17 protein-coding genes and 1 pseudogene are annotated in these 20,952 nt (G+C 43.2%); 10 read left to right on the forward strand and 8 right to left on the reverse strand.

Translation table 11 applies throughout. From position 1 onward, the window contains the following. On the reverse strand, positions 1-277 hold a 277-nt coding region (locus tag AC2SLM_RS10655), incomplete at its 3' end, for a helix-turn-helix domain-containing protein (protein ID WP_486551566.1). A gap of 242 nt (positions 278-519) precedes the next feature. On the opposite strand from AC2SLM_RS10655, the gene AC2SLM_RS10660 reads away from it, so the two are divergent. The 3 genes and pseudogenes from AC2SLM_RS10660 to AC2SLM_RS10670 all read left to right on the forward strand — a co-directional run bounded on the left by AC2SLM_RS10660 (position 520) and on the right by AC2SLM_RS10670 (position 2,822). Continuing rightward, positions 520-759: a DUF2789 domain-containing protein gene (locus tag AC2SLM_RS10660; protein ID WP_486542127.1), complete on the forward strand. Its 240-nt coding sequence runs from the start codon at positions 520-522 to the stop codon at positions 757-759. Between the two features lie 146 nt (positions 760-905). Beyond that, a pseudogene (locus tag AC2SLM_RS10665) lies at positions 906-1,202 on the forward strand (integrase core domain-containing protein); the annotation flags it as partial. 132 nt (positions 1,203-1,334) lie between these two features. After that, positions 1,335-2,822 carry an amidase gene (locus AC2SLM_RS10670; protein ID WP_486553785.1) on the forward strand — a complete coding sequence of 496 codons (1,488 nt, stop codon included), beginning with the start codon at positions 1,335-1,337 and terminating at the stop codon, positions 2,820-2,822. A 137-nt stretch (positions 2,823-2,959) separates the two neighbouring features. Here AC2SLM_RS10670 and AC2SLM_RS10675 read toward each other — a convergent pair whose 3' ends face one another. Together AC2SLM_RS10675 and AC2SLM_RS10680 are read right to left on the reverse strand one after the other, a co-directional pair. Beyond that, entirely contained in the window at positions 2,960-3,337 is a 378-nt protein-coding gene (locus AC2SLM_RS10675) for a VOC family protein (protein WP_486553786.1), read from the reverse strand. 24 nt (positions 3,338-3,361) lie between these two features. After that, positions 3,362-4,513, reverse strand: a complete 1,152-nt coding sequence (locus AC2SLM_RS10680; RefSeq protein WP_486553826.1) for a BaiN/RdsA family NAD(P)/FAD-dependent oxidoreductase — start codon at positions 4,511-4,513, stop codon at positions 3,362-3,364. 571 nt (positions 4,514-5,084) lie between these two features. On the opposite strand from AC2SLM_RS10680, the gene acs reads away from it, so the two are divergent. Both acs and AC2SLM_RS10690 read left to right on the forward strand, forming a co-directional pair. Then, on the forward strand, positions 5,085-7,022 hold the full coding sequence (acs, locus tag AC2SLM_RS10685; protein WP_486553787.1) for an acetate--CoA ligase: 1,938 nt from the start codon (positions 5,085-5,087) through the stop codon (positions 7,020-7,022). A 166-nt stretch (positions 7,023-7,188) separates the two neighbouring features. Beyond that, positions 7,189-8,388 (forward strand): NAD(P)/FAD-dependent oxidoreductase, encoded by a 1,200-nt coding sequence (locus AC2SLM_RS10690; RefSeq protein WP_486553788.1) that lies wholly within the window; start codon positions 7,189-7,191, stop codon positions 8,386-8,388. A 102-nt stretch (positions 8,389-8,490) separates the two neighbouring features. Here the strand turns inward: AC2SLM_RS10690 and ribF are convergent, their stop codons facing one another. Continuing rightward, a complete protein-coding gene (gene ribF / locus AC2SLM_RS10695; RefSeq protein ID WP_486553790.1) occupies positions 8,491-9,525 on the reverse strand; it encodes a riboflavin biosynthesis protein RibF in 1,035 nt (344 codons plus the stop codon). Positions 9,526-9,752: 227 nt separating this feature from the next. Between ribF and AC2SLM_RS10700 the strand changes: the two genes are divergently transcribed. Next, positions 9,753-10,349 carry a GNAT family N-acetyltransferase gene (locus AC2SLM_RS10700; protein WP_486553791.1) on the forward strand — a complete coding sequence of 199 codons (597 nt, stop codon included), beginning with the start codon at positions 9,753-9,755 and terminating at the stop codon, positions 10,347-10,349. 119 nt (positions 10,350-10,468) lie between these two features. Here the strand turns inward: AC2SLM_RS10700 and AC2SLM_RS10705 are convergent, their stop codons facing one another. Both AC2SLM_RS10705 and AC2SLM_RS10710 read right to left on the reverse strand, forming a co-directional pair. Next, entirely contained in the window at positions 10,469-11,752 is a 1,284-nt protein-coding gene (locus tag AC2SLM_RS10705) for a cation:proton antiporter (protein WP_486542113.1), read from the reverse strand. A 159-nt stretch (positions 11,753-11,911) separates the two neighbouring features. Beyond that, the gene (locus AC2SLM_RS10710) at positions 11,912-13,426 is read right to left on the reverse strand and encodes a YihY/virulence factor BrkB family protein (RefSeq protein WP_486553793.1); all 1,515 of its coding nucleotides are present in this window, start codon (positions 13,424-13,426) and stop codon (positions 11,912-11,914) included. A 261-nt stretch (positions 13,427-13,687) separates the two neighbouring features. On the opposite strand from AC2SLM_RS10710, the gene wrbA reads away from it, so the two are divergent. The 4 genes from wrbA (at position 13,688) to AC2SLM_RS10730 (ending at position 18,310) form a co-directional block, all read left to right on the forward strand. Continuing rightward, positions 13,688-14,320: an NAD(P)H:quinone oxidoreductase gene (gene wrbA, locus AC2SLM_RS10715; protein WP_486553794.1), complete on the forward strand. Its 633-nt coding sequence runs from the start codon at positions 13,688-13,690 to the stop codon at positions 14,318-14,320. A gap of 3 nt (positions 14,321-14,323) precedes the next feature. Continuing rightward, positions 14,324-14,776 carry a hypothetical protein gene (locus AC2SLM_RS10720; RefSeq protein ID WP_486553796.1) on the forward strand — a complete coding sequence of 151 codons (453 nt, stop codon included), beginning with the start codon at positions 14,324-14,326 and terminating at the stop codon, positions 14,774-14,776. Positions 14,777-14,969: 193 nt separating this feature from the next. Further along, complete coding sequence (locus AC2SLM_RS10725; RefSeq protein WP_486553797.1) at positions 14,970-15,977, forward strand: TAXI family TRAP transporter solute-binding subunit; 1,008 nt, start codon at positions 14,970-14,972, stop codon at positions 15,975-15,977. A 206-nt stretch (positions 15,978-16,183) separates the two neighbouring features. Further along, a complete protein-coding gene (locus AC2SLM_RS10730; RefSeq protein WP_486553799.1) occupies positions 16,184-18,310 on the forward strand; it encodes a TRAP transporter permease in 2,127 nt (708 codons plus the stop codon). A 111-nt stretch (positions 18,311-18,421) separates the two neighbouring features. On the opposite strand, the gene AC2SLM_RS10735 is transcribed toward AC2SLM_RS10730, so the two are convergent. Next, positions 18,422-19,138 carry a DUF3108 domain-containing protein gene (locus AC2SLM_RS10735; protein WP_486553801.1) on the reverse strand — a complete coding sequence of 239 codons (717 nt, stop codon included), beginning with the start codon at positions 19,136-19,138 and terminating at the stop codon, positions 18,422-18,424. Positions 19,139-19,562: 424 nt separating this feature from the next. Next, positions 19,563-20,951, reverse strand: a complete 1,389-nt coding sequence (locus AC2SLM_RS10740) for an NAD(P)(+) transhydrogenase (Re/Si-specific) subunit beta (protein WP_486553827.1) — start codon at positions 20,949-20,951, stop codon at positions 19,563-19,565. Position 20,952: the final 1 nt, after the last annotated feature.

A 20,952-nucleotide genomic window follows, 5' to 3' on the forward strand; every position in this document is an offset into this window, starting at 1 on the left:
TTTTTTCATCAGCCAGTTGTCGCTCAAGTCTTTTTATGATTTGGGCTGGGGTTTCTTTGTGTGGCATTCTTAGGCTCTTTGGCGGTGTATTCCAGTCTAATGTACCATGTTTCCTAAGCCAAGTTAGGACGGTACTACGTCCTTGTATGCCATAGTGCTTTTGGGCTTGTTTGTAGGTCATGTCGCCTTTTTCTACTTGCTCTACAATAGCTAATTTAAAGCCGAGTGTGTAATCTTTCTGTGTTCGTTTAATCCTTGATCTTTCTGCTTTGTCCATTTATAAGCTTCCTTTTCGTAAACTTATTTTAGGACGGGACAGAAAGAAAATCTTGATGCTAAAAATAAAAGCCTGCCATTGCAGGCTTTTTTTATGATTTAATATAAATCGAGCTGATTGAAAAGCGATTTGTTAACATAAACGTAAAGCTTCTAAATAGTAAACGCACAGTACTTTAAATAGAATTTGCTACAATGCAAACGTGGATATAACAACAAACAATGTAAATTTGAGGAGTGACTATGTTAGGCGAACCAGAATATAACATGAACGAATTATTTGCCCAGTTGGGTCTTGAAAGCTCGGATGAAGCCATTGAAAAATTCATCAGTGAGCACAAGCTTGGTAAAGATGAAAAGCTTATCGAAGCAGATTTTTGGACAGACTCACAGCGTGCCTTCTTACAAGAAGAGTGGAGTAATGATGCGGCGTGGGTAGAAGTCATTGATGAGCTAAATGTGAGCTTACACCCAAGTGCTTAATTAATTATGGTTAGCGTTATTTAAAGCGCTGCCTATTTTAATTATAAAAGGCTCTCTAACTGAACTGAACCCCATAAGTTGGACACAGCTTATGGGGTATTTTTATATGTTATGACCTAGACTTTAAGATAAAAGTCATTGCATACTATGAGCATGAGGCTATTCATCATTCAGATAGAGGTTTACGATATTGTGCTAGAGAGTATCAACAGATGCTTGAGAAGCATAACATTAGACCGTCTATGACAGATGGCTATGATTGTTATCAAAATGCCTTAGCAGAACGCGTTAATAATATTCTAAAAGATGCGTTCTTAATTCATCAGTGTAATACGATAGATGAGCTAAGAGTGCTCGTTGATGAGTCGGTTTATATTTATAATCATATGAGACCGCATTTGAGTTTGAATATGAGAGTGCCTTTCGATATTCATCAAAGTTAGGGGTATTCTGCATAGAAAAACCAGATATACGGGGTATCTGGCTTATTTTAAATTATCAACCTATTTTAAGACGGGACACTGTAATATAAGCTATCAGACAACTATCCAATAGACATAAAAGCAGAGGACGCTATGTTTCAAGAATACCCACAATATGATGCCATGGGATTGGCCAGTCTTATTAAATCTGGCGATATCAGTGCAAAGGAAGCTTTAGAGGCCGCCATTTATCAAGCCAATAGACTAAACCCTTCACTCAACGCTATTATTCACCGCTTTGACGAGCGTGCCTTTGATGTGGCTCAACAAGGACTGCCGCAAGGGGTCTTTAGTGGTGTGCCTTATCTATTAAAAGATTTAAATTTCATATTTGCCCATGAGCCAATAAGAATGGGTAGCCGTAGCGTTAATCTTGTTCCAGAGCAGGACAGCGAACTGGTTAAGCGGATGCGCGCTACGGGGGTGAATACCTTTGGTAAGACCAATACCCCAGAGTTTGGTTTGATCATTACCACGGAGCCTAAATCATTTGGAGCGGCACATAATCCTTTCAAAAAAGGCTATAGCACTGGCGGCTCCTCTGGTGGTAGCGCAGCAGCAGTCGCCGCAGGCATAGTACCTATGGCTGGTGCAGGCGATGGGGGTGGATCTATTCGCTTTCCGGCATCGTGGTGCGGTGTATTTGGATTTAAGCCCAGTCGTGGGCGTAATCCTACAGGCCCCTTTTATGGAGAGGGCTGGGAAGGAGCCATTGCCGATCATGTGATTACTCGCAGTGTGCGTGACAGTGCGGCGATGCTCGATGCCACCGCAGGACGTGAAGTAGGCGCGCCTTATGTGATTAGCCCTGATGAAGGCACTTTTTTGGCCGCTACTCAGCGACCGCCGAAACAACTAAAAATTGCCATTATGCGAGAGCCATTATTTCCAGATACCAAGGTCGAAAAATCGGTTGTAGAAACCTTAAATAAAACTGTGCAGCAGTTAGAGTCAATGGGCCATTATGTCAATGAAGCTGCGCCTAAAATTGATATCAATAAGATGTGGCGTGACTTCTTTACTGTGGTATGTGCACATACGGCCTTTACGGTAGAGGATTTAGCCACACGTTATGGCAAAGAGCAGGTGGCAAAATTAGAGCCACAAACTTTAAATATGGCGATGATAGGGCGCTCATTAACTGCGCTAGATTTACTCAATGCGAAACAAGGCTGGCATGAGGTGCAGTATCAAACCGGATTACTGCTTGAAAAATACGATATGATTTTGTGCCCGACCATCCCGACTACGGCAGTGAAGCATGGTGTATTGCCCCCAAGCCGAATTGATGAGCTAATGCTCAAAGCCGCAGGTATTTTGGATAAGGGATTGAATATCGGTAAGTGGATTTATCATTCAGATTTAGTAGAGAAGTTAAGCACACCTGTGCTCAGTAAAATGGCGTATACGACTTTGGGTAATATCACAGGCTTGCCGGCAATGTCGGTGCCGCTCGGTATGAGTAATAAGGGCTTGCCAGTCGGGATGCAGTTTGTTGGGCGTATGAATGATGAGGCGACTTTATTTGCATTGGCAGCGCAAATGGAGGGGGCAGGGCTGTTTACTGATCCGGCTTTTTAATTTTAAAGAGTGAGGTGTTAGTTTTGGAAATATTTAGAAGGTCTGTCATACTAAATTTTAAAAAAGTGTGACAGATTAATAGCAGAATATAGAAAACCCTGTTGATATTGGTTTTGACATAACGGTTATATCTTTTATCAGTTTACTTGTTTGGTAGTAATAATCACACCAAACCCATCAGGATCTATGAGCTCTATACCATTTTCATTCCAGTAAGGGTTTTGGGAAATAACTGGTATAACCCCAGCTTTAGAAGCATTCTCTAAAATAGTTTGAATCTGCTGTTCACTGTCTAGATAAAAAATAATTAAATCATCTTTATCTGGTTGCTGGTTTGGTTCATCGTTTGAAGATGTAAACTCTAAATGCCAATTTTGTCCTTCGAAACCTAAAAATACACCGTTGTAGCCATTATGCTGAGTAAATTCACCAAGCTTATTTAATCCAATAATGTCTTGATAAAAATCTACTAATACATTGAGATTATTAGTGTGTCTTGCATACCTAAACTTCATTGTCATCTCTATTTATAATAATATTCAAACTGCTTCACCACACGCTTTACCACTGGCCCAAGCCCATTGAAAATTATAACCACCAAGCCAGCCGGTCACATCAAGCACTTCACCGATAAAGTACAAGTTAGGCTGTAATTTACTCTCAAAGGTCTTGGATGACACATCATCAGTCGCCACGCCGCCGCGAGTGACCTCAGCGGTGCGATAACCTTCTGTACCAGAGGGCTTAATAGTCCAGTTGTTGATACTCTCACCAATTGTGGCAAGCACCTCGTCTTTAAGGTTTGCAAGCTCTTTGTCTTTATAATCTGCCCAGTGCAAGTCTTGTAGTGCTAGCAGTAGTTTCTTAGGGAAATATTCCGCCAAGACACTGCGAATTTTCTGTTTCGGATGTTCAGATTTTGCTGTAATCAATAAGTCGGCCACATCTACGTTTGGAATCAGATTGATATGAATGGTTTCGCCCACTTCCCAATAGTTAGACAGTTGTAGCATCGCAGGACCTGATAGACCGCGGTGAGTAAACAGCATCGGTCTTGGGAAAGAGATTCGATTATTAAATGCCACGACATCCAAGCTGATACCGGCCAGTGATGCAATCATATCGCCAATCTTGTCAGTGAAAGTAAAGGGTACTAAGCCGGCTGACTTGGGGTGTATCTTATGACCAAACTGTTCAGCGACTTCATAACCAAAGCCAGTGGCACCCATAGTAGGAATAGATAGACCGCCTGTGGCAATCACTAATGACGCACATTTAATGTTGCCTGCGGAGGTTTCTACAACAAAGCCGTCCGTCTGTGATTCATTATTTGATTCAATGGGAGTGATGCTTGTTACAGAGGTTTTGAGTTGGACACGCACGCCTGCATCACGACATTCATCGAGCAATAAATTTAAGATATCTTTGGCTGAGTCTTCACAAAATAGCTTGCCATGGTCGCGTTCTTGATACGCCACGCCATGCTTTTCAACCAAGCTGATAAACTCCCAAGGGCTATAACGTGTTAATGCTGATTTGCAAAAGTGACTGTTTTCACCGATAAAATTTTCAGGCTCGACCACATAGTTGGTGAAGTTACAGCGACCACCGCCGGACATCAAAATCTTCTTACCGGCCTTATTGGCATGATCGATAACCAATACGGAGCGGTCTCTTTGTCCTGCCGTCATACCACAGTACAATCCAGAAGCACCTGCGCCAATAATCAGTACATCGACTTCAGTAGTCTGAGCAGAATGGTTTGAGGAAGATGAGGCAGTGTGTTTTGAATCTTGGGTCATGGTAATCGGCTTTTAAATAAAGATTAGAGGGTTTAGGCGAAATAAACAACAGCCATTATGGGCAGTTCGACAATTAATAAAAGTCAATAACAGTCATTTGACTGCTGTGATTTGATAAAAAATTATAAATATTTGAGGGGTTTAGATAAAATAACAGTTTACAACTGTATCAAAATCTAGTAAAACTATGAGGTACCACAGTCAAAGGGATAGGACTAACAAGTGCTATAAAGTGCGAGTAACGTGAGTATTAAACAGTGGCTAAGCGATTGGTTAATGGGTTAATAAATAGGTTACTTAATAAAAGGCTTGTATCGTGGTTTCCCTGCTGTGATTTTTATTTCAAATGGTTATCTTAATCACCATGGGCATTTTATCATGATAACCGGTTATATTATGCCGGCGTAATATGGTATTCATGTTTTATGGCATGGAATCACAATAAAAAGGAATTTATTCTATGAAAACATTTGCAGTTAGCGACGAATTTGCAAGTCGAGCCAATACCACTCCTGAGAAGTACGCAGAGACCTATCAAGACTCTATTGAAAATAACGAAGCGTTTTGGGCAAAGCGCGCTGAGCTGATTGATTGGATCAAAAAACCAACTAAAATAAAAGACGTTAATTACGATTTAGACAACTTTAAAATCAAGTGGTTCGAAGATGGCGAATTAAACGTCTCGGTAAACTGTCTTGATCGTCACCTAAAAGACAATCCCTTTAAACCAGCGATTATCTGGGAAGGTGATCACCCTTCATTACACAAAATCATCTCCTTTAAAGAGCTGCATTCAGAAGTTTGCCGCTTAGGTAATGCCATGCGCAAAATGGGCGTTGGTAAAGGCGATCGTGTTGTCTTATATCTACCAATGGTGCCAGAAGCAGTAGTCTCTATGCTGGCATGTTCACGTATTGGTGCGATTCATACCGTGGTGTTTGGTGGATTTTCTGCAGAAAGCTTGGCCAGCCGTATCGTCGATAGTGAAGCCAAATTGGTCATCACTGCTGATGAAGGGGTGCGTGGCGGCAAGCATACACCGCTTAAGACCAATGTCGATAAAGCACTGGATGTAGACGGCACCGAATGTGTTGAAAAAGTAATCGTAGTGCATCGCACTGGTAATTCAGTACCAATGAGTGGTCGCCGTGACGTGTGGTATCACACCGTTATCGACAATGCCAATGAAGACTGCGAACCTGAAGTAATGAACGCGGAAGATCCGCTATTCTTATTATATACCTCTGGTTCGACGGGTAAGCCAAAGGGTGTGGTACATACCACAGGTGGTTATTTGACTTATGCGCTATCGACGTTTCGTGATGTGTTCGATATCAAAGACGACGATGTGTTCTGGTGTACCGCCGATGTAGGCTGGGTAACTGGTCATAGCTACGTAACTTATGGTCCATTAGCCAATGGTACGACCACAGTGATGTTCGAGGGTGTACCGCAATACCCAACGTGGGCGCGTATTGGTCAAATTATTGATAAGCATGACGTCAGTATTTTATACACGGCACCGACTGCGATTCGTGCCATGATGAAAGAGGGCGATGCCTATGTCCGTCAATCAGATCGTTCTAGTTTACGTCTGCTAGGTTCAGTGGGCGAGCCAATTAACCCAGAGGCGTGGGATTGGTATCACAGCGTGGTTGGTGAAGGTCGTTGCCCAATCGTTGATACGTGGTGGCAGACCGAAACTGGCGGTATTTTAATGGCGCCACTACCAAACTCAGTGGATATGAAGCCTGGTGCAGCGATGAACCCGCTCTACGGTGTCAAACCTGCTGTGGTTGATTCAGAAGGTACAAAGATTGAAGGTCAAACTGAGGGCAATCTGATTATCACTGACGGTTGGCCGGGGCAGATGCGTACTATCTATGGCGACCATAAACGCTTCTTAGAAACCTATTACAGCGCTTACCCTGGTAGCTATTTCACAGGTGATGGTGTGCTACGTGATGAAGATGGTCATTACTGGATTACGGGTCGTGTCGATGACGTGTTAAACGTATCAGGTCACCGTCTAGGTACGGCTGAGATTGAAAGTGCGCTAGTATCGCATCCAGCTGCGGCAGAAACCGCGATTGTCGGTATGCCACATGAGCTAAAAGGTCAAGGCGTTTGTGCTTATATCGTGTTGAAACATGATGAAGAGGACAGCGAGAGACTGCGTAATGAAATTAATCGTCATGTACGCAATGAGATTGGCCCGATTGCCAACTTAGATGCGATTTATGTGGTGGATGCCCTACCGAAAACTCGCTCTGGTAAAATCATGCGCCGCATCTTACGCAAATTAGCAGCGGGCGAGTTTGAAGGTCTAGGCGATATGTCGACGCTAGCCGACGCCAGTGTGATTGATGACTTAATTGCTACGGTTAAAGCAGGCTAGCGTTATTAGTCTAGAGTATTATGTTCGACCAGAAAGTGCCGTCCAATATTAAGTTGGGCGGTGCTTTTTTGTGGCATGAGTTTGATATCACTGGTTTAATGCTGTGCAGTTTGTCACAATAGCGATAACTACTTATAAACGGTATATCCTTATTATGACGCTAACTATGCCCTCAAAAACCACTCACTCTATAAATGAGCACCAAGCCCTGTCTTATTCTGATAATAATGAACCACTACGCATTGCCATTATTGGCGCTGGTCTGACAGGGTTGATGACGGCAAGTCTTTTAGAAAAAAAGGCTCAGCAAGTCGGTCAAAATATTGAAATTACCGTTTTTGAAAAATCGGCTGGTGTAGGACGTCTGGCCACACGTTACAAACAGGCCAGTGATTTTCAGACGACTAAAAAGACAGAGGCAGCGAGTCAAAAACAATGGCAGTTTGATTTTGGCGCTCAGTTTTTTACTGCCAAATCAGCGTCGTTTCAATCTTATTTACAGCCTTGGATAGAACGAGGTGTAGTCGAACCATGGTTTGCCAAAGTGGCTCAAGCAGCTAGTAAGGGGCAATCTAATAATGACTATGATATTACTCAGGTAGAGCAGTGGACCACTCATCAGCCGCGCTATATTGCTAGCCCGAAAATGACCAGTTTTGGACGTGAGCTTGCCAAAACGCTCACTCAAACAACATTAAAGTATAAGACTAGAGTCGCACCTTTAACTCAGTCTGTTACTGAGCAAGAGAATAAGCGAACGACTTTATCTGATGAACAAGGTAATGAGTTGGGCAAATTTGATTGGGTTATTTGCACCGCACCGCAAGCACAAGCAATTGAGCTGCTGACTGATACAGATTTTGAGCATCTACTAGCTATTAAGCAGCCGCAAATGCTGGCGTGCTATACCTTAATGCTCGGCTGGCATGAACAACAGACGCTTCCTAAGCCTTTAGAAACATTAGAATGGGATATTCTAGAAGTTGAGAATAACGACCACTCGATTGTCGATCGCATATTCCTTGAACATCATAAGCCCAGTCGTGAGCAATTATTATCCAGTGTTACTATTCACGCCTCCAATACTTGGGCGCAGGCGCATGTCGATGAAGATATCGAGTCTATCAAGCGCCAGATGCTAAAGGCTACCCAAGCGTTATTGGGCTGGGATGAGACTAGAGCTCCTAATTATATTGATTGTCATCGTTGGCGTTATGCGGCTACCCAGCAGCCGAATGTCAGTGAGCAGATTGCTTACGTGGATGATAAAAGACAGTGGGTTGTGACCGGAGATTGGTGTGGCGAAGGGCGTATTGAGAGCTGCTTTAAAGCGGCAAATAAGGCAGTTAATATCATTGCTTTCTAACCACCCATTTACATCGAATAAGAAGAGGGCTGATAAATTATAGGCCCTCTTTTTATTCGATGTGTTGTTATGAGATTGAGCGTATGTCGATATTAATGGCTATTATTCTGCCTTATGACGCCAATTAACCAAGTCAACAACGTCTTGTTTGATACCTGCTTTTAAGGCATCTAAGCCATCGTATTTACGTTCAGCATGCAGGTAATGCAAGAACCGCACGCTTAATGTCTTACCATATAAATCACCGGCAAACTCTGGAAAGAACACCTCAAGTCGCCAATCCTGTGGTTTGTCTACCGAAGGGCGGATACCAATATTAGCGGTGCCAAATAAGCTGTGCTCCCGTAGGCCAGATATACCAGATTGTTCAGGTTTGGCTAAGTCGTCAAACGCATTGGCGATGACATTACCTGCCTCATCCAAAATTACCACATCAACACCGTATACACCATGTAGGGCAGGTCGAATGCGATTTAGCTCAATATTGGCCGTTGGAAAATCAAGCGTACGACCAATCTTATCACCGCCAACCACAACTCCAGTAATGCTGTAATCTCGGCCTAATAATTGATTGGCTGCGGTCAAATCACCTTCATGTAATAGGTCGCGTATACGCGTTGAGCTAATACGATCATCACCTGTTTGGCTATCGGTAATGGTCGGCAAGTTGGTCACTGGTAAGCCATAATTGCGCAAAAATTCACTGTCGCCGGTTCGGTCATGACCAAATTTAAAATCATCGCCCAAGACAAGCGCAGTAACACGAAGCTTATCGGTTAGCAGGTCGGCAAACTCAGTGGCAGATAATGAGCGAAAGTCTTCATTAAATTTGGCAATCACCACTGTATCGATACCGAACTCATCTAATAGACTTCGTTTCTCATCTTGAGAGGTCAGTCGAGCCGGTGCAGACTGAGGCTCTGACTTTAGCTGAGCAAAGTATTCGCGTGGCTGTGGCTCGAATATCATCACCATTGTTGCCAAGTTTTGCTCACTGGCAGTCGCTTTAAGCTGATCAAGCATGGCTTGATGGCCTAAATGTACGCCATCAAAATTACCAATGGTCAAGGCATTGGCAGCAGGCAGAGTTTGGCTAAGGGTATCGAGATGTTCTAAGTCTAAAAAAATTGTTTTCATAACGCCTTATTGATTAACGCAAACGGTTATATAAAAATAATATCAACCAAAGATAAGACGGATAAGCATGGTCGCTATGACCGCCTGACCATTGGTTTGCTTTAATGTGGGACACAAATAGCTGTATTCTGCGTAAGTTCTAGAATAATAATGACCCATTATAATGTAAAATCGCAGCTTAAGATGCTCAAAATGAGTTAATGGTTGTTATTGTAAGGTTTGCGCTTATGCCAAATAAAAATTTAGATATTAACGAGATTCAAACAGACACACGGGCATCACAGGTCTTTGACCCTATCACAAGGCAGGTAGACTCGATAATAATAGAGCGTGCCGCTGCTCATGATTTGGCTGAGATTGTGGCCATTTATAATCAAAGTATCTTGACCAAAGCTTCAACTGCAGACTTGCAGCCAGTGACGATTGCCGATAGACAAGCTTGGTTTGATGAGCATAAAACTCACCCAACGCGGCCAATTTATGTGGTCAAAAATCAGATGGGTGAGGTTATGGCATGGGGCAGCTTTAGTGATGTCAAAAGCCGTCCGGCCTATGATATCAGTAGTGAGATTAGCATCTATGTTAGCAATCAGTTTCAGCGCCGCCGTCTTGCTAGCACGCTATTAGAATGGATGTTAGCACAAGCGCCGAGTCTGGGTATTACTAATATCTTGGCCCTAATCTTTGCACACAATCATGCCAGTCTGGCACTGTTTAGCAAGTTTGGGTTTGATCAGTGGGGCAAGCTGCCTAATGTCTGCGATATGCAAGACTTTATGGCGGATATTGTCATCTTGGGTAAAGCCTTAACTGCCGACTCTTAGTCTTTATAGCGCTATAAATCAAAACAGCCCCAGATATAGTTTGTGTCTGTGGCTGTTTTTGGCGCAAGCTATCTGATAAGCAGTCTTTAAATATGGCAGTTCAACGGATTGCTGTCACGCTATACGCTAGGGCCGAGTACTTTGGTTTTACTTGGCTTTATATTTTGTGCGACTTTACCAATGGTCAGACCTTGGACCAAGATGGAGAAGATGACAATTGCATAGGTCAGGCTCAATAAGATATCACGCTCTGGGCCAACAGGCAGCTGTAATACCAATGCTACCGAGATACCGCCGCGCAAACCACCCCAAGTCAGTACCTTCCAAGCACCGGTAGGCAAATCTAATTGTTTTCTAAAGGTCTTGGTAGTCATACCGACCACGATAAAGCGCGCTGCTAGCGCAATAATAATAGCCAAGGCAGCGGCAATAAATAGGTTGCCAGAGTAGGCAATAACCACCACTTCCAAACCAATCAGAACAAACAAAATAGCGTTTAATATCTCGTCAATTAATTCCCAAAATAAGTCAATGTAATGGCGAGTCTCATCGCTCATAGCATAAGCTCGGCCATGGTTACCAAGCATTAAGCCCATCATGACCATAGCTAATGGACCAGACAAATGGAAATGACTGGCAAGCGCGTAACCGCCTAGAACGCCCGCTAGGGTAATAAGCACTTCTTCTTGATAGCTATTGATACTTTGTAGTAGATAATACAAAAATCCGCCTAGAACAAGTCCAAAGACGATACCACCGCCGGCTTCTACGGCTAAAGCGTGCATAATGTACGAGCCGGTAGGAATGTCGCCACTGGCCAAAATGCCCAGTAAGATAACAAAGATAACCACACCAATGCCGTCATTAAACAACGACTCGCCTGCGATAACCGTCTCTAAGCTTTTTGGAGCGCCGGCGGAGGCTAGAATACCCATCACCGCAATAGGATCAGTCGGTGAGATAAGCGCGCCGAATAATAAGCACCAGATAAAAGATAAGTCAAAACCAAGCAGTGGCATAGTGAAGTAGACAGCGGCTGCGATTAAAACGGATGAGATAATCGTACCCAAACAGGCCAAGATAGCGATTGGCAATTTATAAGCGCGCAAGTCACTGATATTGACATGCAGAGCGCCGGCAAACAGCAGCATCGATAACATGCCATCAAGCAGCACTTCTGTGAAATCTAGCTCTGCCAATAAGCCTTTTTCATAATCAATTAGCTCATCAAATCCCATAAACCCTAAAAATATGGCAAATATAGACACTAAAAGCGAGATGACCATCACGCCGATGGTAGTAGGCAAGCCGATAAACCGCTTATTTACATAAGCCAGTAGGGCGGTAATACTTAAAAAAATAGCACTGATTTCCAGAATGCTGAGGCCGGTATTGTGCTCCATGATATTTGTATTATTCCTAAATATATTTGAAAAGGATGAACCCAAATAAGAGCAATATTAGACCGCGCTTGTTTGGATGTTATTAAGAGGATAAGAGAACGGTCAAATTAATAGCATGCTCTATAGAATTATTACCATGCTCTATAGACCATATTTGAGTTACTTTTCAGGGTTATCGTCTTCAGTAATCAGTGGCTTGTCACCATGCGGTGCTAGCACACCTAACAGACCGTGCTTTTTATGCCCTTTCTTTTTACTTGAATCAGAGGCATAGTCCTCATCATCTCCTTGAGGAATGATGGCTTCTTTACCCTTATTATCCTTTGTTACCTTAGCTTCTCTTTCAAACGTTTCCGCTTCAAGAGTCCCTTTTTGCTGCTCTTTGCGCTCTCTTTCCTCATCGGTGTCCGTTTTTGCACGTGGCCCCCCTTTTGAGAAGACAACAGACAGAGGAATGTTTAACTCTTGCTTGGCGTAATCTTCGGTATGAATAAAACGCTTGCTTAATAAGCTCAGCCAAGGCTCCTTGGTATTAGGATCCATCTCATCAAGTTCATCTTTAATTGGTAGTGGATAAGGCAGGGTGCGATAAAACTCCCAAAGCGTGATGTTGTCCAAGTCTTTTTTGAGGATATAGTCATCGTCATCGGTAATTGCAATTAGATGACAATCTTTTAGATAGTTAATATAGGTGTACCATTTTGGTAACTCTTTACGGCCGAGCACGTTACGTAGCTCTTGCTCGCTAACGGACTCACCTTGTTGATAACGGTCATAAACCAGATTGAGCATATCCAATAAGCTAAGCAGAGGATGGCGTGGATAGACCTCACCGGTTTCAAAGATAGTCAAGGTATAGCTAATCTCGACCCCAACTAAGATTAGGTTCCAAGATAGATAAATCCATAATAAGAAAATCGGCAATGCCGCAAAGGCACCATAAATGGCTTCATAACTGGTGAAGTTCGCCATAACGGTACCGAAGACATGCTTTAATAGCTCAAATAAAACCGCCACAAAAATACCAGCAATAGCGGCATTTTTAATCGGCACTTTTGCCTTAGGAATAAACCAGTACATACCGACAAAGCCGGCCATAGTCACCGCATAAGAGGCAATTTGAACCCAAAAGCCCCAATCAATGCCGTAGCCGGCGACTTGTTGGTTTAAAAAGCTTAAGCTTTGAACCGCACTTGAGACGATAAATGCTGTACCTAAAACCAAAGGTCCTAGCGTAATGATGGTCCAATAACGCATCACACTTTTAAGGCCACCCGAACGGTCTTCAACGCGCCAAATCTGGTTGAAGGCACGCTCAACCGTAGTCAGTGTCATAATAGTAGTGACAAACAATACCATGGCACCGATAGCGGTTAAGTTGCTCGATTTTTCGGCAAAGTTATTGATGTAATCACTAACCTGAATGCTTGATTGCGGCAATAGGTTGCTATAAATAACCTGTGATATCTGCTCACGCACCGATTCTAATGCAGGTACAGATGATAAAATCATCAGTAGCACTGTAATAATAGGAACGATGGATAACAGGGTGGTATAGGTTAGTGAGGCGGCTTTCTGTTGGCAATTGTCTTCAAAATAATGACTGATTAAAAAGCGTAGAAAGCTAAACCAAGTTTGGTCATAAAAGGGCAGTTTTTTTAATAAATTTTCCATGTCGGCTTATGGTTAGTAGTGGAAATTGTGGCTAGTTTAACAAAAATTCGTATATTAATTGTGAAGAATGTTTATGCCATAATGATATGATGCTGATGTTATATGGTGTCTTATATGAGAGTCCCCCTTTAATTTGACAATATAAGCGCCTTATTAACCCCTTTTTAATGATTATTATATGCATCTTTACGGATTGATGACTTTATTTATTACCCTAGCATCCATCTATTAATACCGTTGAACTCTAGAAGGCCCAACACCATGACAACTCAAGACACTTCTTTAATCGCATCAAACTACGTACTTGTGCTGTATTACTCACAGTATGGCACCACCAAAGAGCTTGCTTATGCCATTGCTCAGGGTATTGAGGATGCCGGTATGACAGCGCGTATTCGCACTGTACCGACTGTGGCTGCAGAGACCACTGAGATTAAACCGTCTATTCCAGATGAAGGCGATTTATATTGTACTATGGATGATTTGAAAAATTGTTCTGGTCTGGCTTTAGGTAGCCCAACCCATTTCGGTAATATGGCCGGCGCGATGAAGCACTTTTGGGACAGCACAGTGACCTTATGGCTGGCAGGTAATCTACAGAATAAGCCTGCTTGCGTATTCACCAGTACCGGCTCAATGCACGGCGGGCAAGAGACAACGCTACTGACTATGATGATGCCGCTTATGCACCACGGTATGATGATTTTGGGTTTACCATATTCAAATCCAGAGCTTGGCAATACCAATCGCGGCGGAACCCCTTATGGCGCCACTCATGTGAGCGGTGTTGCTCATGATGAACCGGTTACTCAAGATGAGCGCACATTGGCCATTGCCCAAGGTAAACGTTTGGCGATTGCGACCAAAGCTTTATTAAATACGAAGTGGGCTTAGTTTATGGCAGCTCGTGGTACGAAAACGCCTATTGAAAATGAGGCGAATGCGCTGGCTGTGATTAATAAGCTACAAGGTCGTTTACGATTAACGTGGCTGGCATGGTTGGCTTACCGAGCTATTGGGTTACCAATTCTGCTCAATCAAACACTCGGTACCCAACCTAATATTGTCGGGGGTATGGTTTGGCAGCTACTGTGGTTAATACCCGCACTGTTGGTAACGCCTTGGCTCGTTAAGGGTAAATCACCGTATATGCTATTAGTGATTAGTATGCTGACCTTGGTATATTTGGGGGCAAGCGGCGTGACGGTGTTTGAGCGTTTTTATGACAGTGGAAGACTGGCGCTACCTATTTATTTGTTAGATACGCTACTGATTTTGTTGGTTAATGTGTGGCTATTTAAACTGCTCAAAAAGTTGCCATCAATGAACGGTCCGCAAGGGCATAAATAGACTGTAGATAAAACTGGCTGTCACTAGTGGTACTAAGAGAGGTTTAATAATCTATTAAAAAGATGAGCACTAGACTTGGTTAACAATCTGTATTAGTATTAACAGATTGCAACTTATTGTTATCAAATTGTATTAAATAAAAATTGATAAGGACGAATAAGTTAACTCTATTTAACCAAATCGGAAGGTCCCCATGAAATTATTTCCCTCTTTAACCGCAATGGCATTCGGTATTGCGATAATTACCGGTTGTTCACAACCTGCTGACGATACAGCAACTGGCGGCGAAACCGCTGGCGATACGAAGTTTATTACTATTGGCACTGGCGGTGTAACCGGTACTTATTATCCTACTGGCGGCGCCATTTGCCGTATGGTAAAAGCAGCTGAATCGCCAATTCGTTGTTCTGTGGAATCAACAGGCGGCTCAGTTTATAACGTGAATACCATTAAAGCCGGCGAGCTTGATTTTGGTATTAGCCAAAGTGATACCGCTTATCAAGCATTCAATGGTCAAGGTAAATTCAGTGATGCACCTGTTGAAGAGCTTCGCAGTGTATTGGCTATTTATCCAGAGCTATTAGCGCTTGTGGTGCGTAAAGACGCCAACATCGCAACCTTAGCGGATATCAAAGGCAAGCGTATTAATATCGATGTACCAGGTAGTGGCACGCGTATGACAGCAGAGTCTGTACTGGCTGCTGAAAATATTAGCTTAGATGATTTAGCGCTTGTAAATGAGCTTAAGTCATCTGAAGGCCCAACCATGCTAAAAGACAAAAAGGTTGATGGTTACTTCGGTATGTTTGGTCATCCTACTGCCAATATTAAAGATGCGGCTAACTCAGTTGGTATCGATTTAGTGCCTATCGATGGCGCGGCTATTGATGGCCTAATTGCAGATAACCCTTATTATGCCAAAGGTGTGATTTCGGCTTCTGACTATGAAGGTGTTGAAACCGATGTACCAAGTTTGGGTGTAAAAGCAGTATTGGTTACTCGTGAAAATATGAGTGATGATGCAGTAACAGCGATTACTCAAGCGATTTTAGACAACTTTGATGAGTTCAAAGATTCGCATCCGGCCTACAAGAATATCACTAAAGAATCTTTATTAGACGGTCTAGCAGTTCCTCAGCATCCAGCAGCAGCGGCTGTGTTTGCAAAAGAAGGTATCGGTAAAGACAGCGCTCAATCGTAAGCAATTATGATGCGTTAACTTAAGAATAAGCACTGGCACCTTGTCTGTGCTTATTTTTTTTAATCCATATAATCAAATCATAGTCAGCCTACCGATAGTCATCATACATAGCACAGTAAAAGTAGGGCAGTAGCCAGTACCGTTACGCACCTCTATATGACCTTGATTGAATAAAGCGCTGACTACCACCCCTTTTGGAGAGGACCGTGAATAATAATCACTCAGAGCCTGCAATAGCAAACTCAGATCCGCTAAATACAGATATTAATGATCCTAATATCGATAGCGCAGATGTTTTGGAAGGTAAGCGTGTGCTGCCGACCAATTCATTCGGCTATATGATTATTGGTGTCATCGCTTTTTTCTGGTCATTTTTTCAGTTGTACGTGGTATTGCTACCCGTTAATGACGTGTTTGTTAGATCCATTCATTTAGCGTTTGCCTTGGTCATGACCTTCTTGATGTACCCCATGTTCCGTACCAAAAAGACCATGAGCAGTATTCCAATATGGAACTATGCGTTGGCGATTGCGGCAGGGGGTACGTCTTTATATATCTTTATATTCTATGATGCACTTAATGCACGCTCCGGTGCTTGGTTACCCGTCGATGTTTGGGCGGCTATTGCTGGTATTGTGCTATTGCTCATGGCATCACGTCGCGCATTAGGTCCGGCCTTAGCAATCATTGCCCTAGCGTTTTTGGGCTATGTGAAGTTTGGTCAATTTATGCCAGAGATGATCTCGCATAAAGGCGCTAGCATCAATAAAATGATGGGTCAGATGTTTTTGACCACTGAAGGTATTTTCGGTGTGCCATTGGGCGTTAGCGCTAGTTATGTCTTCTTGTTTGTCTTATTCGGTGCGCTATTAGAGCGAGCCGGTGCGGGTAAGTACTTTATTGATTTGGCTTATGCAGCGTTAGGCCGATTCGATGGTGGCCCTGCCAAAGCATCTGTTGCTGCCTCTGGTATGATGGGTATTATTTCAGGCTCATCGATTGCCAACACAGTAACGACCGGTACCTTTACTATCCCGTTAATGAAGCGACTGGGCTTTCCTGCGCATAAAGCGGCTTCTGTTGAGGTTGCAGCGTCGACCAATGGTCAGTTGATGCCACCGATTATGGGCGCAGCGGCGTTTATTATTGCTGAGTTTTTGGGTATGGATTACGCTGGCGTTATTATGGCAGCAGCGATTCCTGCTTTTGTGAGCTACATTGCTCTGTTCTATATTGTGCATTTAGAAGCAAAGAAACTGGGTATTAAAGGGGAAGCCAAAGATCGCTTACCAAAAGTTTGGACTGTATTTGTTAGCGGGTTACACTTTTTATTGCCAGTGTTTTATTTGATGTACACCTTAGTGATACTACGTATGTCACCGCAGCGTGCTGCCTTTAATGGTATTTTGGTATTGATGGCAATTATGGTGGTTCAGCCCTTTATTAAGTCGCTGTGGAAAAAAGATGGTCGTAGTGTGGTTGATAACGGTAAATCAGCTTTCGTTGATATTATCGCCGGTATGATTAACGGTGCCAAAAATATGGTACCGATTGCGGTAGCGACCGGTGTGGCCGGTATCGTGGTCGGCTCAGTGACCATCACCGGTATAGGCCTGATATTAGCCGATGTGATCGAAGTGCTGTCAGGTGGTTATATTTTAGCCGTGTTGGCGCTAACTGCGGTAGTATCGCTCATACTGGGTATGGGTCTACCAACCACTGCCAACTATATCGTTATGGCCTCATTAACGGCACCTGTTATTCTCGGGTTAAGTGGCGACTTGGGCTATCTAGTGCCTGCGATTGCCGCGCATTTATTCGTCTTCTACTTTGGTATCTTAGCGGATGATACGCCGCCTGTGGGTATGGCAGCGTATGCTGCTGCAGGGATTGCCAAATCCGATCCTATTAAGACAGGTTTGCAAGGCTTTGCTTACGATATTCGAACGGCGATTCTACCCTTTATGTTCTTCTTCAATAGTAAACTGCTATTGATTGATGGGGTAGATCCTGCCAATCCAAAAGACCCGTCAGGATGGCAGTGGATTACCAATCCATTTGAGATTGGTCTTATCTTCGGTATGGCGGTACTTGGTATGTTGGCATTTTCATCAGCCACTCAGCGCTGGATACGTGTTAAAACCAACTGGCTAGAAGTGATATTGCTAATTGGCATTACTGTCTTATTAATGATACCGAATATGGTTCAAGGTTGGTTAAACCTACCACATGAATACGTCAGTTACGCCATTGGCGTTAGCTTATATGCAGTGATTTATTGGCTACAAACGAAGCGTCATCACACTCAGTTACGCAGCGTAAGTATGGCTTAAGCCAACTGTATTAATAAATCGCTATAAAAAAGCACCGCCAGATAACTGGTGGTGCTTTTTGCTTTTATATTCAACGATTCTGTTTTAATTATTTATAACGATAAGCCGCTATTAACGAACTTTGGTTAATGTCATTTCCATACGGCGACCATCGTTGTTCTGTAGTACTCGAACCGGTAGATAGTCCAAACTTGGCGCTAACCAGAAGCTAGTAGCACGGTCATTATCGTCATGGATACGGTCAATACGGACAGTATCAAAAGTACCAGCCGGAACGGTTACTTTGGCATTACCAGCACGTCTAAACGGTGCTTTCTCGATTTTGTTTTTCTTAACCATATTGTAGTTGCCAGAGAATTTACCTGACAATAAGTCTTGTCTAATTTGAGCTTCAAGACTTAAATCATCAAAAGCTCTGTTTGGTGCTGATAAATTACTGGTTTTACCGCGGTAAGTGCTGCTAATGGTCTTACCAGAGTTGCTGAATTTAATATTATGCGTATTACCGACTCCAAATAACTTAAAATTGGTGCTAGCAGAAGTTGGAATAATGGTATTGCCATTGAGCGTAAAAGTACTACGCTGCTTAGCAGAAGCGATACCGGCGGCTCTTGCATCTACCTTATAGTTCCAAGTGGTGCCTGATTTGGTTAGGCTACGCGTTGCGGTACCGTTATATTTGTTATCCACCGTCAAATTATAATCAGCAGTCATAGGCGTTAAGCTAGTCGCTGCAATACCCGAGGTAGAAGCAACGGCAGTTGCGGTTGACAAACCAATGCCGGCAGCAAGTTTCTTAGTGTTGATATTTTTTAATGCGTTAAACATAGGGTTGACCTCATCAATTAGTATTCGTTTGTGCCATTATTCGCGGTTATTTTAATAATTAAATATCTAGCGATTAACAAGCAGCGTATTTAAGTGGGATAAATTATTACTTACTATACCCTATATATGGTCATACCTTGTTACATTTCCAAGGGCGCTATTGGGGGTGTTTTGTTAGCCAACCTTTCCACAGGCGCGTATTCATAAGGGTTGGTAACCATAGGGTAAGTAATATAGCTTCGAGTAACAACTAGTCAGAGAACGGCTAGCTAAAGGGTGACGGCGTTAACCTTGCTAAGCCTACACTTGTAGTACTTGCGCTCGCTTGTCTTGTAACCATTTCAGATTATAGCCAGTTTTAAGAGGACATAAAAAAGACAGCCTAAGCTGTCTTTTTATTAAGTTATTACTTATAGATAGTGGGTTAGTGTCCACCGCCATTAATAGTACGTACCATCTCTTCAACCATTTTCTTAGCATCACCAAAGATCATCATAGTTTTGTCTAAGTAGAACAATGGGTTATCAAGACCAGCATAACCAGTGCTCATTGAGCGTTTGATGACCATAACGGTTTGACCTTTTGCGGCATCCAAAATTGGCATACCGAAAATTGGTGAGTTTGGATCATCTTTAGCAGATGGGTTAACCACGTCGTTTGCTCCAATAATGAGTACCACATCAGTGCTTGGGAAATCTGAGTTAATCTCATCCATCTCTAAAATGTCATCATAAGGCACGTCTGCTTCAGCAAGTAGAACGTTCATATGGCCTGGCATACGACCCGCTACAGGGTGAATAGCAAAGCGAACATTAACGCCTTCAGATTTTAATAACTCATACAGCTCTTTTACCGCGTTTTGTGCACGGCCTTGTGCCATACCATAACCTGGGACAATAATCACATCGCTGGCATTACTCATTAAGAAGCCCGCATCTTCAGCAGAGCCAGACTTATAAGTCTTAGGCGCGCCATCAGCATCGCCTGCTACCGCAGCTGTTGTACCTACGCCGCCGAACAATACGTTTAATAGTGAGCGGTTCATAGCCTTACACATGATGTAAGATAAAATCGCACCTGACGAGCCAACCAATGAGCCTGCAATGATAAGCATTGAGTTACCAAGGGTAAAACCAATACCTGCTGCTGCCCAACCTGAGAATGAGTTCAGTAATGACACAACCACTGGCATATCACCGCCACCGATTGGCGCAATCCACATCCAGCCGAACACAACCGCTAAGGCTGTCATAGCATAGAAAGCAGCCATTGATTCGGTGACAAAATAGATACCACCAAAGGCAATCATGGCAACAAATAGGATCAGTTGAACGGGCTTAACCCAAGCGCCGCCCACTGTTTTCGCCCACTTTTTCGCACCCAATTTACCGAAGGCAAAGACAGAAGCTGAGAAAGTAATGGCACCAATAAAGCAGCCGATAAATAGCTCAACACGGGCAATTGTACTGTGCTCATGAGTCGTGTTTAAAACTGTCGCTAGCGCAATCGCGACTGCTGCTAAACCAACAAAGGAGTGCATCAAGGCCACGGTTTCTGGCATTTCAGTCATAGCAACGGTTTTGGCTTTCCAGATACCGACTAAAGCGCCCAATATCATCGCACCAATAATCAGCCACAATACCGGACCTTCTGCTAAGAAGAAAGTAGTCGCAACAGCGATGGCCATTGCCGCCATACCAAAGCGGTTACCACGAATAGCCGTCTTTGGGCTAGATAAACCACGTAAGGTTAAGATAAATAGTATCGCACCAACGAGGTAAAACCAATCTGCGTGAGCCGCAATCCAATTCATA

Source organism: Psychrobacter sp. CX16, from assembly GCF_057396245.1.